Annotated in this window: 16 protein-coding genes; 10 read left to right on the top strand and 6 right to left on the bottom strand. The window is 48.4% G+C overall.

Features of this window, described 5'->3' with window-relative positions; genetic code table 11:
• Positions 1–9 precede the first annotated feature (9 nt).
• Positions 10–1,185: a Xaa-Pro peptidase family protein gene (locus tag V3C10_22280; protein WVP62001.1), complete on the top strand. Its 1,176-nt coding sequence runs from the start codon at positions 10–12 to the stop codon at positions 1,183–1,185.
• A gap of 42 nt (positions 1,186–1,227) precedes the next feature.
• On the opposite strand, the gene V3C10_22275 is transcribed toward V3C10_22280, so the two are convergent.
• Positions 1,228–2,163 (bottom strand): LysR family transcriptional regulator, encoded by a 936-nt coding sequence (locus tag V3C10_22275; protein WVP62000.1) that lies wholly within the window; start codon positions 2,161–2,163, stop codon positions 1,228–1,230.
• A 108-nt stretch (positions 2,164–2,271) separates the two neighbouring features.
• Between V3C10_22275 and V3C10_22270 the strand changes: the two genes are divergently transcribed.
• The gene (locus V3C10_22270; GenBank protein ID WVP61999.1) at positions 2,272–3,810 is read left to right on the top strand and encodes an AbgT family transporter; all 1,539 of its coding nucleotides are present in this window, start codon (positions 2,272–2,274) and stop codon (positions 3,808–3,810) included.
• A gap of 111 nt (positions 3,811–3,921) precedes the next feature.
• On the opposite strand, the gene V3C10_22265 is transcribed toward V3C10_22270, so the two are convergent.
• Positions 3,922–4,680 (bottom strand): succinylglutamate desuccinylase/aspartoacylase family protein, encoded by a 759-nt coding sequence (locus V3C10_22265; protein WVP61998.1) that lies wholly within the window; start codon positions 4,678–4,680, stop codon positions 3,922–3,924.
• Between the two features lie 156 nt (positions 4,681–4,836).
• Positions 4,837–6,108 (bottom strand): L-serine ammonia-lyase, iron-sulfur-dependent, subunit alpha, encoded by a 1,272-nt coding sequence (locus V3C10_22260; GenBank protein ID WVP61997.1) that lies wholly within the window; start codon positions 6,106–6,108, stop codon positions 4,837–4,839.
• Between the two features lie 99 nt (positions 6,109–6,207).
• Between V3C10_22260 and V3C10_22255 the strand changes: the two genes are divergently transcribed.
• Complete coding sequence (locus V3C10_22255) at positions 6,208–7,146, top strand: LysR family transcriptional regulator (protein ID WVP61996.1); 939 nt, start codon at positions 6,208–6,210, stop codon at positions 7,144–7,146.
• A 56-nt stretch (positions 7,147–7,202) separates the two neighbouring features.
• Here the strand turns inward: V3C10_22255 and V3C10_22250 are convergent, their stop codons facing one another.
• On the bottom strand, positions 7,203–8,201 hold the full coding sequence (locus V3C10_22250; GenBank protein ID WVP61995.1) for a uroporphyrinogen decarboxylase family protein: 999 nt from the start codon (positions 8,199–8,201) through the stop codon (positions 7,203–7,205).
• 680 nt (positions 8,202–8,881) lie between these two features.
• On the opposite strand from V3C10_22250, the gene V3C10_22245 reads away from it, so the two are divergent.
• From V3C10_22245 to V3C10_22220, 6 genes are all read left to right on the top strand, one after another.
• Positions 8,882–9,925 carry a tripartite tricarboxylate transporter substrate binding protein gene (locus V3C10_22245; protein ID WVP61994.1) on the top strand — a complete coding sequence of 348 codons (1,044 nt, stop codon included), beginning with the start codon at positions 8,882–8,884 and terminating at the stop codon, positions 9,923–9,925.
• A gap of 39 nt (positions 9,926–9,964) precedes the next feature.
• A complete protein-coding gene (locus V3C10_22240; protein ID WVP61993.1) occupies positions 9,965–10,435 on the top strand; it encodes a tripartite tricarboxylate transporter TctB family protein in 471 nt (156 codons plus the stop codon).
• An 18-nt stretch (positions 10,436–10,453) separates the two neighbouring features.
• Positions 10,454–11,968 (top strand): tripartite tricarboxylate transporter permease, encoded by a 1,515-nt coding sequence (locus V3C10_22235; protein WVP61992.1) that lies wholly within the window; start codon positions 10,454–10,456, stop codon positions 11,966–11,968.
• Positions 11,969–12,171: 203 nt separating this feature from the next.
• Positions 12,172–12,537: a transcriptional repressor gene (locus V3C10_22230; GenBank protein ID WVP61991.1), complete on the top strand. Its 366-nt coding sequence runs from the start codon at positions 12,172–12,174 to the stop codon at positions 12,535–12,537.
• Between the two features lie 57 nt (positions 12,538–12,594).
• Positions 12,595–13,161 carry a 6-carboxytetrahydropterin synthase gene (locus V3C10_22225; protein WVP61990.1) on the top strand — a complete coding sequence of 189 codons (567 nt, stop codon included), beginning with the start codon at positions 12,595–12,597 and terminating at the stop codon, positions 13,159–13,161.
• Between the two features lie 158 nt (positions 13,162–13,319).
• Positions 13,320–13,499: a hypothetical protein gene (locus V3C10_22220; protein ID WVP61989.1), complete on the top strand. Its 180-nt coding sequence runs from the start codon at positions 13,320–13,322 to the stop codon at positions 13,497–13,499.
• A gap of 43 nt (positions 13,500–13,542) precedes the next feature.
• Here V3C10_22220 and V3C10_22215 read toward each other — a convergent pair whose 3' ends face one another.
• On the bottom strand, positions 13,543–14,028 hold the full coding sequence (locus V3C10_22215) for a GNAT family N-acetyltransferase (GenBank protein ID WVP61988.1): 486 nt from the start codon (positions 14,026–14,028) through the stop codon (positions 13,543–13,545).
• Positions 14,029–14,197: 169 nt separating this feature from the next.
• Here V3C10_22215 and trxA point away from each other — a divergent pair, with 169 nt between their 5' ends.
• A complete protein-coding gene (gene trxA / locus V3C10_22210) occupies positions 14,198–14,509 on the top strand; it encodes a thioredoxin (protein ID WVP61987.1) in 312 nt (103 codons plus the stop codon).
• A gap of 141 nt (positions 14,510–14,650) precedes the next feature.
• On the opposite strand, the gene V3C10_22205 is transcribed toward trxA, so the two are convergent.
• A complete protein-coding gene (locus tag V3C10_22205) occupies positions 14,651–15,328 on the bottom strand; it encodes a Crp/Fnr family transcriptional regulator (GenBank protein WVP61986.1) in 678 nt (225 codons plus the stop codon).
• Between the last annotated feature and the right edge of the window lie 55 nt (positions 15,329–15,383).

The following is a 15,383-nucleotide window of genomic DNA, read 5'->3' as shown; positions in this document are numbered from 1 at the left end:
GAGGGGACGATGGACTGCAAAAATTATATAGATGGACGAATAGATAAACTAAAAAATATCATGTCAGAAAAGGGAATGGACGCGGTGATTTTGACGAAGCCGGAAAACGTGTTTTATTTCAGTAATTTTAATCCGGTTTTGAACAGCCATCCAGCGGTTATGATTATTTCTCTGGACGATGAACCGTGTCTGCTGGTGCATGCCATCCGTTACGTCCATGCCTGTGAAGAGGGTAAGATTGATAATGTCAAAATCTATGGTAAGTGGGGAGATAATATACCGCTGGCCGCCCATCCCGTCGATGCAGCCGGGATGCTTCTGGGGAAAAATAAGAAGAATCTCGGACTGGAGCTTGATTACAGCAGTTCCGGATTCTGCCGGGAGATTGAGGTTAAGCTGAGCCCAGGCAGGATAACCGACGTATCACCGGTGATCAATATGATGAAAATTATAAAAGACCCATATGAGATAAGCCGTATCAGACGTTCCGCAGCACTTGTTGATAAAGGTGTGGAGGTTACGATCGATTACTTAAAACAGGGCTGTTCCGAGGCGGAGGCCTGTACTCAGGGACAGTATTCCATGAGAAAGATGTGGCATGAGAAATTTTCTGATTCTGAGGTATGCGGTTTTGGTACTTCGGAGGGAGGAATGATTGACAGTCTTCATATATGGTGTCTTTCCAACGGGCATATCGCATACGGCTGTGACTGCCCACGGCATTACCATCCACGGACGGGAGATTTGACCCTTCCCATGGCCTGGGCCAAGACGGACGGCTATCATGCCGAAAATGAGAGAACCGTCATTATTGGAAAACTGGACTCATTTAAACAGAATGCTTATGACGCCATGCTTAAAGCGCGCGCGAGTATCTTCCGGATATTAAAACCGGGGGCGGCATTTGAAGATCTGTATGTTGTCGCGGCAAAGGTTTACTCTGAGAGCGGATTTGATTCAATCCTGCCGGGACGTGTGGGGCATGGGGTCGGCTGCTCCGCCCATGAGTTTCCGTCCCTGGAGCAGGGAAATCTGCTGCGGCTTGAACCCGGCATGGTGATGACGGTGGAACCGGGATTAATGGACAAATCGTGGGGAGGGGTACGGCATTCGGATACGGTCCTGATTACAGAGGATGGGTACGAACCGCTTACCCGGTTTGAGATGGGCGCTATTATAATTTAACACCCATCCCGGGATTTTGCGGGAGACATGTATAATGGGGCATTACGTCTGGACCATGCCAAGCACTTCCCGTATGGTGCTGATAAATGCCTGAATGGTCTTTGAAAGATATCTCGTATTTTTGTAATTTAAAGCAATTGTGTTTTTTGAATCGTAGTCTTCAATGGTGTAAAAACAATGATGTGAAAAATCGTATTGGGAATAGGTAATGAAGGTTTCGGGGAAAATCGAAACGCCCAGCCCGATGGAACAAAAAGACAGCAGGGTGCCTACGTTTTTTGTCTCCAGGAAAATGTTCGGGGATATATTCAGGTATTGGAGATAACGGCTGGTAAAGGTAGGCATTCTGGACGTCTGGGTCATGGCCAGGAACGGACATGTTTCCAGACAGCTCATTACAAAGCTGAGCTCCGGTTTCCTCGTTTGCAGGACGGGATGATTGGGGAAGTAACGCTCGATGATACTGTCGGGAATTACCACGATAATATTTTCCTCATAGAGTGGAATCGAGGTGATCTGACTGGACGTATCGGTCGCATAACCAATGCTGACATCCAGTTTGCCGGCCCGGATTCCGTTCTCCACCTCGTCCGTCGTACCCTCAAAGAGTTTGACCGAGACCTGGGGATACTTTTCCTGGAAGGCGTGGAATGCGGTGGGCAGAAGGACCTGGGAGCGGGCATGGGTGCTGCCAACGGTCAGGGAGCCGCCGACCATACCGCCTATGTCCAACAGCTCTTTTTGCAGATCATCCTGCATGGCGATAAATTCGGAAGCTCTTTTGCGCAGGTACATTCCGGCCGGAGTCAGGGTGAGGGGCTGCTTTCTGTCAAAGAGCGGAACTCCGAAACTTGTTTCCAGTTTATTGATATGGCCGCTTAAGGACTGTTGGGTTATATGGAGTTTCCGGGATGCTCTGTGAAAATTCATTTCCTCACATAATACCAGGAAATACTGCAGGTTCAAAAAGTTAATCATGGTAAAGCGCCTCCTATGATATGATACTTTTGAAGTATATCATGTATTTTGGCGGGGCTCAATAAAAACGGCGCTCTTTTGCGCCATGTACTTACAGGAGAAGGTAGTATGAATCAACAGAAAGAAAATAACAGCATTTTCAACCGCTTCCTGGCGGGAATCGAATATATGGGGAATAAAATCCCTGACCCAATGATGCTCTTTGTATGGCTTTCCATCATCACGGTAGCCGCTTCGTTCGTACTGTCGAAAATCGGTTTTTCGGGCATTAATCCGGCGACGGGAGAGGTTGTAACCGTTTACAATCTTTTGTCGGCCGAAGGCCTGGTCAGGATGATAACAACGGCGGTCAGTAACTTTACGGGCCTGTCGGCTCTTGGTATGGTTCTGGTATGCATGCTGGGCGTCGGGGTCTGTGACCGCTCCGGACTTTTTTCAGTGGCTCTCAGGAATGTGGTGGAAAATTCCAGGGGATCCAACCTGAAAATTATCTGTATCTTTGTATTTATGTGTGTCATGGCGGATGCGGCGGGAGGCACGGGCTTTGTTGTAATGCCGCCTCTGGGTGCCATTATCTTCCTGGCAATGGGAAGAAATCCGCTTGCCGGCATGCTCTGCGCCTACGGCGCCGTATCGGGGGCGTTCGCATCGAATTTACTGGTCACATCCATGGATGTCGTTAACCTGAGCTTTACGGAGACTGCGGCAAAACTGGTAGATCCAAATATCGCCCTTTCCCCTGCAATCAACTACTACTTTTCTGCATTTTCTGTTTTTACCCTTACGGCTATGGCGGTTTTCGTCACCGTGAAAGTGGTTGAACCGCGTCTGGGACAGTACCATGGAACCGGAGCCGGAGAAGAAGTGAGCGTAGTGACGGAAAATGAGAAAAAAGCTTTGAAATGGGCGGTGATTGCCGTGGCGGTATATCTGGCAGCCGTGCTCATTGGTGTAATTCCGAAAGGCGGTATACTGAGAGATCCGGAAACGGGCTCAGCGATTGCTTCCGCCGCTCCGCTTATGAAGGGACTGCCCTTCCTGATTGCACTCCTGTTTTTTATTCCCGGCGTTGCATACGGAAAGGTGTCGGGGGCGTTTAAAGGCAGCAAGGACGTGGCAAAAGCCCTGGGACAGGCGATGGCCGATATGGGACCTTACATCGCTTTGATATTTGTCTCGGCTCAGTTCCTCAAATATTTTGAATGGTCCAATATGGGGATTATTCTGGCAATCAAGGGAGCAGATTTCCTGGAAGCTTCCGGCCTGCCGATCCCGGTGGTGCTGGTTCTGTTTATCATCATGTGTGCGTTTATTAATCTGCTGATAGGAGGAGCTTCCACAAAGTGGGCCATTCTCTCGCCTATTTTCGTTCCAATGTTTATGTTTTTGGGATATCACCCGGCGCTGGCCCAGATGGCCTACCGGATCGGAGACTCCATTACCAATCCGATCTGCCCGACGTTTGCATACTTTGGAATGCTCCTGGCCCTGTCCCAGAAATACGATAAGAATGCGGGATTCGGTACTCTGATGGCTAATATGCTGCCTTATACCATAGCATTTTTCTGCTTTATGACGATACAGCTTCTTGTCTGGTTCTTCCTGGGAATCCCGTTCGGTCCCGGGGCGCCGCTCAGGCTTTCGTAGCAGATAACGGCTTTAGGAATAAGATAAAAAGGAAATCTTTCATAGCTGCGTGCAGCCGGAAAGATTTCCTTTTTGACAGTCTGCGGCTTTTCGGCCGAGAATAACAGTTTATTATTCCATTAAATAATAACCGAGAATCCGATCCACAACGGCGATCTGGTTCCGGATGCGCGTTTCCAATGGGTCTTCCTGCGACACCTCCACGGTGACGGCAGGGATACCGAGCGTTTCGGTGACAGTGCGGTTCAGGCTGCCTGTGGGAGTGCCATTGTAGCAGGAGAAGGGGGCGGAGGTTTTGAGCGTTCCGTCCTGGGATTCCACGATCAGGTCGAAGACCAGTTGATCAATGGTTCCGGAATCGGTGATAATAAGGGAGTTGCCCAGAAAATCACGCCCGCTCCCTTCGCGGTAAGCCTCATGCAGATCGATGACGAGATCGGGGGAGTATTCCCTGATTTTCTGGAAGATGGAGGCGGCCAGCCCGTCCGTCAAATCACGGTTTTTATCACCTGGAAAGGAACGGTTCAAATCCCGGTACTGTTCCACGTTCCGTTCCCCATTCCGGCTCCCCGGAGCATTGGCGGGGGAGAGGATGATAAGCGTCCCGCTTTTAAGCTTCCGGCGCTTTTTCAGTTGATCTGCGGCCATCCAGCCGGAAGTTTCATCCCCATGAATGCCTCCGACCACCAGGATGGTTTGGCCGGGGGAGCCGCTTTCCAGGATGGTAAATCCCGTTTCAAGAGGAGTGTGCTCCATGATGAGTTCCGTCTCAGGCCCCGGCCTGTAAACCGTAAAAAGGAAGACGGCGCACAAAACGAATAAAAGCAGCAGAACAGGCCGGCAACGGCCTGTTTTCTTTTGATTGGACATATTGTAGGTAACCTCACTGTATTATTTTCCGATTCAATAGCAACATGATTCAGTACTTTTGCGCTTATAAAAAGTATACAACAGCAGGGAGTAAAAAGATAGGACTGAAAAAACAGATACTGCCCACGCCGCATTGCGGTGTGGGCAGTATCAAAATCAGCTTTCCAGCATAATGTTCAATATCTCAATATCCGTGGCCCTCATGCCTTCACGGCCCATCCGGCCGATACTCTGGATGGTATCTTCCACGTTTTCTTTTACAAGGCCTTCGCCCGGCTGGAATACGCGTTTGTTTTTACTTAAGTGGAATGCGGTGAGGGCACAGTCTACGGCCGATGCGATTTTAGCCGCACAGGATGGTTTAGCGCCATCACATACCATTCCGCCGATGGTGGCGATGGTGTCGGTGATGATTCCGCAGATCTCATCATAGGTGGCCCCCAGCATATAGGCAATGCCGACGCCGCTTCCGCATGCCGCGCTGACCGCTCCGCAGTAGGCGGACAGACTGCCGATGTATTTCTTCTGGTGCAGGGAAATCAGGTTTCCGGCCACAAGGGCACGGTACAGCCCCTCATCGGAAATATGGTATTCCTTTGCATATTCAATAATTGGAAGAGAAACCGTCATACCCTGGTTTCCGCTTCCCGAGTTGATGACAACCGGCAGCGGGCATCCGCTCATTCTGGCGTCGGAACCGGCAGCGGCGGCTGCCTTGGCACGGATGGCAACGTCGCTTCCGAATGTGTCGAGAAGCGTGCGGCCTACCTGGGCGCCCCAGGGGTTATTCAGGCCTTCGCGGGAGATGGCAGTGTTGCATTCGATTTGGCGGGAAATCACCTCGCCGACATCGCTGAGATCCACACAGTCTGCAAATTCCAGGATATCTTTCACATTCAGCAGGGATTTATCGGGTCCGGCGGACTCTTTGGAGTACGACCCGGAGGCACTGTAGAGCACTTCGCCGTTTTTGACGATCTTCGTAATATTGCTGTGGTAATCACGTATTTCAACGGTGGCCGATTCTTCCCCGGCAAAAGCCGTGATAACAATATAGAGGTTTTCCACGCCTTCGATCAGTCCGCATTCACAGAATCCGTTCCTGACGAGAGACTGGGTTGTTTCAATCTGTTCCGGCGTGATATCTTCAAGCACGGCAAGGATACGGTCGACGTTGCCGCCTACGATGCCCAGGGTTGCGGCTGTGTCGATTCCCTTCATGCCGCCGGAGTTGGGGACGGTCACTCCCTTTACGTTTTTGACGATGTTACCGCTGCAGAGAATCTCGCAGCGCTGCGGCATTTGCCCCAGAACCTTTCTCACCTTGGCGCCCGCATAGGCGATAGCGATTGGTTCCGTGCAGCCCAGGGCCACGACGAGTTCATTTTTTAAAATTGAGACATAAGTGTTGTAAGTATTCCGGTTCATATTTACTTATCCTTTCTAGATTGGCTTATCAGATAAACCTTGCAATTTCTACCATGCCCCCGTATAATTTTACATGAGGGAAAGGGAGGAGCTGAGGTTATGAATTTCCTGAATTTGAAATATTTTATTGTGACGGCGGAAGAGATGAACTTCACAAAGGCGGCAAAACGCCTCTTTATATCGCAGCAGTCGCTCAGCAATCATATTGCAAAGCTGGAAGACTACTTCGGCGTCCAGCTCTTTGACAGAAATACACCGCTTACACTGACCGATGCGGGGGAAAGTCTTTTGAGGAGCGCCCGCAAAATTCTGAATGTGAAACAGGAGGCGGAGCTGGAACTGCAGGATATCCGTGATTTCCGCAGCGCGGTTCTCACTATCGGCGTGCCCAATACGAGAGGATCGGTGATTCTGCCGCCGCTTCTGATGAGATTCCGGAGCGAGTTCCCGCAGGTGCAGATACGCCTGGTGGAGGGAACCTCCAACGAGATTACCGATGCCCTGTACAAGGGCGATGTGGATTTTACCATCGGTTTTGAGCTGGATGCGCCTGACCGGATCCGGACGGAGGTGCTTCACGAAGAGCACACCTTGATCGTGGTGCCCGACAACATTCTGAGAGAATATTTTTCCGGGGAGGAGCAGAAGGAGATTCTAAGCAGGAAACTCCTGCCCATCCAGGTTTTTGCCCGGTGCCCCTTTATCAAGATGAAACACTCCAACTGGATTGGTGAGATATTTGAAAGCAGCTGCAGGGAGGGAAATATGACTCCCATTGTGATTCTGGAAACGGTCAATATTATGACAATGGTTTCCATGTGCAGGGCCGGGGGAGGCATTATCATCTGCCCCAGCGTCTTTGTGGAGGACAAACGGCCGGCTCTCGGCAATGTGAAAGAGGAACCTATCCATACGTTTATCCTGGATTTTCCCAATGCCCACAAGATGATCGCTATCAACTATCTGAAGAATAAATACCAGACAAAAGCGGCCAGAGAATTTATTGAAATGACGAAGGTAATGCTGGCCCGTCCATAGCAGGATTCAAAATACTGCGCCGTCTGCGGGAATTTCCGTGGCGGCGCAGTTTTTATTTAATACATTCTCTCTTCTACGTATTCTTTTACTCTCTTCACATAAGCCAGCATATTGTCATCCAGCGGATACCGGATCACGCAGCCGGGAGTCAGAATCTGATGGAGTCCCTTTAATGTCTTAAAGCTTTCATAAATCTGGTTCTGTATTTCATTTTTATGGCCGTTTGTGATATCCATGCGTTTTAAGCCGCCCATCAGGCATTTACCCGTCATGAGGAATGCCTCATCCAGTTCAGGAAGTGTCTCTCCGGCATGCCAGTTGAATACGGAAACAGGATAATCCTTTAAAATATCGAACATAATATTGTTGCCGTGGGCATGGATTGTGTTGAACCAGCCGTCCTTTGCGGCCTCCAGAACTTTTAAGTCATAAGGTTTTCCATATTCCATATATTCTTCGGCCGTCATTGAATCATAGGTGCTCATCTGAGAGGCGAAAAATACACCGTCGGCTCCAAGACGGATTGCCTCGGCGGCCAATGCTATGGTTGTCTCTGTGATAACATCCAGGGCTTTTTTTACGAGTTCCCCCTGGCCTTCCCTGATATGGGAAAGCATCGTTTTACCGGAAATTTTATCAGCGGTGGTTACTGGGCTGAAAACGGTGAACAGAACGGGCACTTCCTCGTCTTTGACCTTTTCAAGGAGCAGTTTTAAGGAGGTCAGTTCCCTGGCAAGACTGCCTTCGGTACAGGGACATGGTTTCAGCTTTAACCAGTCGGCGGCCTCTTTCACGGGGGTGCCGGTAACTTTTGCCACTCCTCCCTTGGCAATTTCGGAATAATCTACGGTGCATCCAAAATCCTCGATGGGGTACATGCCGTTGTTCATGGTCTTGATGAAATCCACGTCATATGTTTTGTAGAATTCATACGTTTTCTCCGCCAGAAGGGCAGGGTCCAGGTCAATACCGGGAAGATGGGTCCACAGGGAGTACGGCAGTTTGTCCGGCTTTGTCCCTTTTACAGCAGCCTGGATTCGTTCACGCTTTGTCATAATTCAACCTCCAATGTTATATGTATGCATTTTTATTAATAGTCTGTAAAACGCTTTCTGTAATTTCAGTATAAGAAGATGAATAGTAAAATGTCCAACAGGTTTTTTGATAAATGCAACAGTTAAAAGACTGTTATAAGGGAATGGGAATATAAACAAAAACTAAATTTAATGAAAAATTCGGAAATTACTTAATATTGGAAGAAGAAAATCAATTATATATCTTGTAATTTGTGCGATAATTTGATATGAAAGTAAAAAAGCTTTTATGATTCTAAAAAAAGTACTGTTGAAAAAGGTCGCATTATGACGATGGGAAATAGATACCACAACCTTTTGGCTGTTGATATAAAGGGAAAAGCTGTTGGTAAAAATGATTAGGATATAATATGATTGATTTAAAAATAAGGCAAAATTGAACAAAAGAACTGAGCTTTACTCATGGATGGAAGAGGCCGGAATATGGCGTGAAACCGTACATGAATGAAATAATATTTGTAACTGTTCAAAGGGTAGTGTCCTGCAAGATATTGTACGGATTTTGACAAGAAAATCCGAGTTTTTCCTGTACAGAACAGAATGTTATGGGGATTTCTGTACAATGTGGGGAGTCAGCTGGGAAGGAACTGAATAGTCACTAATATTTATACATTTATATACCAGAAAGGAAAGGGAAAATTATGAAGAAGACTACGAAGAAATTATTGGCGCTTGCAATGGCAGCCGTTATGCCGCTCACATTGGCGGGATGCTCGGGAGGCCAGGGAGCGGACGAGCCGAAGGCAGAGGCACAAAAGGGCGGGGAAGCAGAAAGCCCGAAGAAAGCAAAAGGCGAGTGGCCCTCAGAAACGATTACGCTGGTCTGCCCATTCTCGGCTGGCGGCGGTACCGATATCGGAGCGCGCAACATGGCGACGGCTCTTACCAAGGCGTTGGGTGTTAACGTGGTAGTGGAAAACCAGACTGGTTCCGGCGGCTGGATTGCATGGACGGACCTGATTACCGGCGATTACAGCGATGGATATACGGTAGGCCTGATCAACCATAACTATGCGATGGGAGAACTGGATCCGGACAATCCACGAAAATATAATCTGGACGATGTGCAGGTTCTTGCCAACCAGGCGGTCGATTACAACGTTATGGCAATCCGAAGCAACGACTCACGTTTTACCGATATCAAGAGCTTTATTGAATATGCAAAATCAAATCCGGTCCTCGTTTCCGCCCAGGCTACCGGCATCACGGACGGCGATGCTACGACGGCAGAGTGGTTTAACAAGACCTTCGGAACCCAGATTACGGTAGTTCCTGTGGACGGAGCTTCCGACAGCCGCGGTATGTTCCTGGCAGGTGATACGGATGTATTCTTTGCATCCATCTCCGATGTACAGAGCGCCTACCAGTCGGGTGAAATGAAGATTGCCTGCATTTTCTCAGAAGAGCGCAGTGATTTCATGGCGGACGTGCCTACAATCAAAGAGGCTACAGGTGAAGAGTTCACCGCATTTGCAGCCCGTGGTTACTTCTATCCAAACAATGTGGATCCGGAGATTGTTTCCAAAATGACGGAAGCCATGTTAAAGGCAATGGAAGACCAGGAATATATCGACAACATGGCGGCTCTCGGCCTCCAGCTCGATAATACCTCAGGAGAAGACTTTGCGGAACTGCTTGAAAGCCAGGTGGAGACACGTAAAGAAATCTGGGGAGCAGCCCAATAAAACCGGGATATCTTATTTATAGAAAGGGAGTCTATCCATATGAGTAAGAAGTATCATAGAGATGTGTGGGTAGGTCTGGTTCTGCTTCTGTTCTGCGCTACCGTGTTTTTTAACGCAGTACAGATTGCAGGACAGGCGGCCTACCTGCCGGTCGCACTGACCGTACTGATGGCTTTGTGCGCAGTTTTCATTATATTAAAGGGACTTCGCCTGACAAAAGAGCAGATGGGGGAATACCACTATCCGCTGACGGTGAAAGACAGTAAATATGCATTCCTGTTCATGTTTTTTATCTTTATCTATTACCTCGGCTTTCGCTATATTACATATTGGATTGCCACCCCGATATTTATGATTTTCACTCAAAAATATCTGAAACTGAAGTCGTTTAAGGTTAACCTGCTGATCACAGTGCTGTATATCATCCTCGCTTATATTGTGTTCGTGATTATTCTGCACCTTCCTATCTATAAAATAGGTATCCTGGGCCGGTTTTTCCGTTATCTGTAATGAGGAAGGAGAATACAAATGTTAGAATACTTATCTATCGCGCTGTCTTCATTCCTGTCGATTGAGGTTATCATCGCATTGATGGTCGGCGTTGTGGGCGGCATGATTATTGGAATTATCCCGGGCCTCGGGCCTTCCGTTGGTATTGCCCTGCTTCTCCCGATCTCCTTTTCCATGAGTCCGACAGCGGCTCTGGTTATGATGACGGCCATGTACACTACCGGTGTGTATGGAGGTTCCATTACCGCCGTTCTCTGCCATACCCCGGGTACTGCGGCATCTGCCGCCACTACCATGGATGGTTATGAGATGACCAAACAGGGACGGGGCATGGAAGCAATATCGGTTGTTACGGTAGCGTCCGTTCTCGGTGGAATCATCGGAGCGGTTTGTCTGATTCTCTTTGCTCCCGCTCTGGGAAAAATCAGTTTAATGTTCTCTACGCTGGAGTATTTCCTGGTAGCCTGTTTCGGCGTACTCGTGGTAGCCGGCCTGACCGGTGAAAATCAGGCAAAGGGCATCTTCGCCGCCCTGCTGGGCCTTCTGATTGGATGTATCGGTATGGATTCCATCAGCGGCGTGTCCAGGTTCACCTTTGGCCAGTTGTGGCTGGAGGACGGCCTCGATTCGACACCGATTCTGATTGGACTGTTTTCTATCTCACAGGTACTTGTATTAGTGGAAAAACTGATGCGCGGCACCGGTTCCACCATTGTGGAGGATCCCAGCGCCGGTCTTCAGGGAAAACGCTGGAGAAAGGGCAACACAAAGAAACTGGCGCCCACCATGCTCCGCAGCTCGGTCATCGGCTCCTTTATCGGATTTATTCCGGCTGCCGGCTGTTCCATTGCAGCCTGGATCAGCTACAGTATTGCAAAACGTACCTCCAAAAACCCGGAGGAGTACGGAAAAGGTTCCATCGTTGGAATCGCAGCCTCCGAGGCGGCCAACAATGCGGCCTGCGGCGGCGCGATGATTCCTCTCTTCACACTGGGAATTCCGGGAAGCCCTGTTACCGCCATCCTGTACGGCGCCCTGCTGATGCATGGACTGCAGCCGGGCAGTGACCTCTTTATCGGTTCCAAGGCTCCGACGACCTACGCCATCTTCCTCGGTTTCCTGTTTGCCAATATTTTAATGGGAATTATCGGCGTATCCATGGCAAAACATATGGCCCGCATCTGTCTGGTGCCCAACTCTGTACTGGTTCCGATTATTGTGGCGCTTGCCAGCATCGGCACTTATGCATTGAGCAACAGCATGTATGAGGTTGTGATAATGCTGGTATTCGGCCTGCTTGGTTATTTAATGAAGATTTACGGTTTTGAACCAGCTCCGCTTGTACTCGGCGTAGTTCTGGCCGATATCCTGGAGTCCAATTTCAGGCGTACCCTGATTATTGCAGCTACAAAGGGCGGCCTGGTACCGTACTTCTTCTCCAGACCTATCGCGATTGCCATCGTTGTCGTGATTCTTGGCTTTGCACTGGTTCCGGTATTCAGAAAGTTCCAGGCGAAGAAAGCGGCTGCATAGCCAAAGAATGAATTGATATAGTTTCATACATCTCCTATACCTACATATTAAAAAGCGTCCTGCCCGGCCAGTTGATTACGGTTTGGCAGGGCGCTTTTGTCGAGAAACGGGAATGCCGCCGAAATAATTTCAGAAAACTCTTGACAAATCTGGAAAAATCTGTTAATTTAGAATTAGAATAATTCTAAAACAGGAGAATAACAATGAGGTACGGACAAAGCATATTGGAAATTATCAATAGCTCTCAGGAACATATGACGGCGGAGCAAGTCTTTTTCGCACTGAAGGAACATTTTCCCGCCGTCGTTATTGCGACGGTATATAACAATCTGAACAGCCTTTACCGTCGGGGCAGTATCCGGAAAATCAGCGTGGAGGGACAACCCGACCGCTATGACAGAATTACACGGCATGACCATCTGGTTTGCTGCCGGTGCGGGAAGCTGTCCGATATTTTTCTTACAGATTTAACAGCCGACCTGGAGAAACAGGTGGGTTTTCCAATTGAAGCTTATGATTTAAAGATTCAATATCTGTGTCCGGAATGTAAGAAGAAAGAGCTGTCATAACCATGTGCGTATGCGGGCGCGGATTCCCGTAAAAATATAATAATAGGAGGACTACATATGAGAAGTATCACGACATTAGATCTGCAATATGCTCACCGGTTTTTCGGTTTTAAGGGTGAAGCTCAGTATCTGCACGGACATACAGGCATTCTGACCATCGAGGTGGAAGATACCGTTGAACCAGGTGTAAATATGGTTTTCCCGTGTAATGAGATTCAAAAGACCGCCTGGGACGTTTTAAAGAATTTCGATCACGCTCTGATTTTAAGGGAAGATGATCCTTTGCTGCCTGCCATTCTTGAAGTATATGAAAAGCAGGGTATCCGTGACGGCGCTCCCAACAATCAGATGAAGGGCCCCGCTTTCAAAACCGAGCTTGCGACAGCATATCCGGAATGCCGTCTTGTGGTTACAAAAGAAACCATGACGGTTGAGGGCATGATTAAAATTGTTTATGACCTGCTCAAGGATAAACTGAATATTGCAAAGATTACCTTTACCAGCGGCGTGAATGCAGCTTCCGCAGAGTTCACGACAAAGAATCAGATCGATCGCTGTCCTCTGTGCGGCATTGCCCTGAATGAAAACGGTGTCTGCCCGAAATGCGGATATAAGAAAAACTAAGAAGAAGTAAGATGAACTGAAGTCAAAAACAGCGGGTTTTAAGCAGCCTGCTGTTTTGGCGCTTTTTCAATAAAAAAGAGAGTCTCAGCCGATATTTTCAATAAAATACCAGCATACGAATCACCTCATTATCACATGATAATACCGGGGTGATTAAAATGATCGATAACCATGAGCTTCCCATCGGCTTTACCGTGGAACTGGCACAGCATTCAGATATCCTGAACCGCTTTGCCGCCCTGTCTCACGATGAGCAGGAGCGTTATATAGACGGTTCCAGAGAGGTAGAGAGCCGACAGGAAATGAGGAATTACGTGGAAAATATGTTCCGCGGTTAAATGGCCGGATGCGCGAAAGATTCGGGCCGTGTTGAAAGAAATATCAGGTTTCTGCCATTTCAAGCAGCGTTTTTCCGCTGATTCGGTAAGAAGTCCACTCATCCATCGGCTGAGCGCCCATGGAGAGGTAGAAATCGATGCTCGGCTGGTTCCAGTCGAGGCACCACCATTCCAGACGGCCGCAGCCTCTCTCCACGGCTGTGGCCGCCAGTTTTTTGAACAGGGCTTTCCCATAGCCTTTTCCCCGGTATTCGGGAAGGACGAAGAGATCTTCCAGGTAGATTCCGGCTCTTCCGAGAAAGGTGGAGAAATTGTGGAAAAACAGCGCGAACCCCACCGGTGTGCCGTTCTCCTCCACAAACAGGACCTCAGCTTTTCCTTTATCAAAGATCCATTCCTCCAGAAGTTCTTCTGTGGCGACGACCTCATCGGCCATTTGTTCATATTCGGCCAGAGCTTTGATAAAATTGAGAATCAGACCGGTATCCTCCCTCTGTGCAATGCGGAATTTGAGCTGCGGGTTATCCATAAGTTGTACCTCCGTAAAAGATAATGTAAAAAATTCAAATCTGCACAGGATTTGTGACTAAGTCACAGATAAAGCGCAGTTTTATGTTTATAATACAGTTATCGAAGTGATAAGTCTACAGTAACTTAGAACATAGCGGTAATTTTTAAATGAAAGGAAATGATTAATCATGGCAGATGTAAAAGAACTGACAACACAGAATTTTGATAAAGAAATACTCGGTGCAGAGGGAGGCAGCATCCTGGTGGACTTCTGGGCAACATGGTGCGGACCATGCAGAATGCAGGGACCGGCAGTGGAGAAACTGGCAGTGGCCGGTTATAATGTGGGAAAGGTCAATATCGATGAACAGCCGGAGCTGGCGGAAAAATTCCAGGTTATGAGCATTCCGACCCTGATCGTATTTAAAGACGGCAAAATTAAAGAAAAAATGGTTGGTTTACAGTCCATTCAGACCCTGGAAAAGGCCCTGAAGGCATAACAGGCCGCCGCAGGAAGATAATATATCAAAGGGATATTCGATTAAGGCAATACCGAATAAATAAAAGGAAACATAATAAAAAGGGAAAGCGATGTCAGTGACGCCGCTTTCCCTTTTTATGGACCCGGCCTCCGGATTGGTTCAGGCCGAGATAATCTCATAGAGCTGTTTCCTGTCCAGGATGTTGATGTTGCCTCTGGATACCTCGATGCAGCCGCTCTTTGCAAGGAGTTTTAAATTGCGGCTCACCGCTTCACGGGCGCTTCCGATGGCCTTTGCCATCTGTTCCTGGGTAAGGGTGAGAGTCGTGGATTGCTGGGCGACGGACTCATCGATCAGGAATACGGCAATCCTCTGCTGAAGGTTCAGGAAAAACATCCTCTCAACCGCGGAGATGACATCCGAAAAACGTTCGGTCATCAGTTTATAGGCAAAATTCTCTACATAAATATTGCGTTTCATCAGCGCCTGGAATACGGCGCTGGGGATCAACAGTACATCACAGTCGGTTTCTGCTTCAATCTGAACATCAAAGGTAATGACGGAAAGGACGCAGGATGCGGAAAGAATGCAGATGCTGCCCTCTCTTAGCCTGAACATGGTGGTCTCTTTTCCTTCGTCGGAAAGTAGAAACGTACGGAGGATTCCCTGACGGATAATCAGGGCTCCAAGGCAATTGGTTTCACCCGAGTGGACGGACTGGCCCGCTTCATAATGAAGCGGATGCAGGTTGCCGCAAATCAGGTTTTTATCGTCATCGGAGATATGTTCCCAGAAGGGCAGGTTTTTTAAGTATACGGTTACATCGTTTGACGTCATACAAATACCTCTGATTTCTTAAGCGGTGAAGGGCATACTGCTCAGGCGTCCACCG

The organism is [Clostridium] symbiosum (assembly GCA_036419695.1).
Taxonomy (GTDB): Bacteria; Bacillota; Clostridia; order Lachnospirales; family Lachnospiraceae; genus Otoolea; species Otoolea symbiosa_A.
The sequence above is the reverse complement of the archived record's forward strand: the minus strand, read 5'-3'. Positions and strand labels throughout refer to the sequence as shown.